The organism is Salmonella sp. 32031103-2018-00083-FB-01-SM-01 (genome assembly GCF_017571995.1).
In the GTDB taxonomy this organism is placed as follows: domain Bacteria; phylum Pseudomonadota; class Gammaproteobacteria; order Enterobacterales; family Enterobacteriaceae; genus Salmonella; species Salmonella enterica.
Genome location: NZ_JAGEQL010000017.1, coordinates 1 through 1,405, shown reverse-complemented (window position 1 = coordinate 1,405; position 1,405 = coordinate 1). Strand labels below are relative to the sequence as shown.

At 53.5% G+C, this 1,405-nt stretch carries 1 rRNA gene; it reads right to left on the bottom strand.

Annotated features, from left to right (window positions below):
* Positions 1 to 24: 24 nt before the first annotated feature.
* Positions 25 to 1,405: ribosomal RNA gene (locus tag J4614_RS21860) — 23S ribosomal RNA — on the bottom strand; the annotation flags it as partial.

Below are 1,405 nucleotides of genomic sequence, written 5' to 3'. Positions count from 1 at the left end.
CCGCCAAAACATCTTCGGCGTTGTAAGGTTAAGCCTCACGGTTCATTAGTACCGGTTAGCTCAACGCATCGCTGCGCTTACACACCCGGCCTATCAACGTCGTCGTCTTCAACGTTCCTTCAGGAGACTCTAAGTCTCAGGGAGAACTCATCTCGGGGCAAGTTTCGTGCTTAGATGCTTTCAGCACTTATCTCTTCCGCATTTAGCTACCGGGCAGTGCCATTGGCATGACAACCCGAACACCAGTGATGCGTCCACTCCGGTCCTCTCGTACTAGGAGCAGCCCCCCTCAGTTCTCCAGCGCCCACGGCAGATAGGGACCGAACTGTCTCACGACGTTCTAAACCCAGCTCGCGTACCACTTTAAATGGCGAACAGCCATACCCTTGGGACCTACTTCAGCCCCAGGATGTGATGAGCCGACATCGAGGTGCCAAACACCGCCGTCGATATGAACTCTTGGGCGGTATCAGCCTGTTATCCCCGGAGTACCTTTTATCCGTTGAGCGATGGCCCTTCCATTCAGAACCACCGGATCACTATGACCTGCTTTCGCACCTGCTCGCGCCGTCACGCTCGCAGTCAAGCTGGCTTATGCCATTGCACTAACCTCCTGATGTCCGACCAGGATTAGCCAACCTTCGTGCTCCTCCGTTACTCTTTAGGAGGAGACCGCCCCAGTCAAACTACCCACCAGACACTGTCCGCAACCCGGATCACGGGTCCACGTTAGAACATCAAACATTAAAGGGTGGTATTTCAAGGCCGGCTCCATGCAGACTGGCGTCCACACTTCAAAGCCTCCCACCTATCCTACACATCAAGGCTCAATGTTCAGTGTCAAGCTATAGTAAAGGTTCACGGGGTCTTTCCGTCTTGCCGCGGGTACACTGCATCTTCACAGCGAGTTCAATTTCACTGAGTCTCGGGTGGAGACAGCCTGGCCATCATTACGCCATTCGTGCAGGTCGGAACTTACCCGACAAGGAATTTCGCTACCTTAGGACCGTTATAGTTACGGCCGCCGTTTACCGGGGCTTCGATCAGGAGCTTCGCTTGCGCTGACCCCATCAATTAACCTTCCGGCACCGGGCAGGCGTCACACCGTATACGTCCACTTTCGTGTTTGCACAGTGCTGTGTTTTTAATAAACAGTTGCAGCCAGCTGGTATCTTCGACTGACTTCAGCTCCATGAGTAAATCACTTCACCTACGTGTCAGCGTGCCTTCTCCCGAAGTTACGGCACCATTTTGCCTAGTTCCTTCACCCGAGTTCTCTCAAGCGCCTTGGTATTCTCTACCTGACCACCTGTGTCGGTTTGGGGTACGATTTGATGTTACCTGATGCTTAGAGGCTTTTCCTGGAAGCAGGGCATTTGTTGCTTCAGCACCGTAGTGCCTCGTC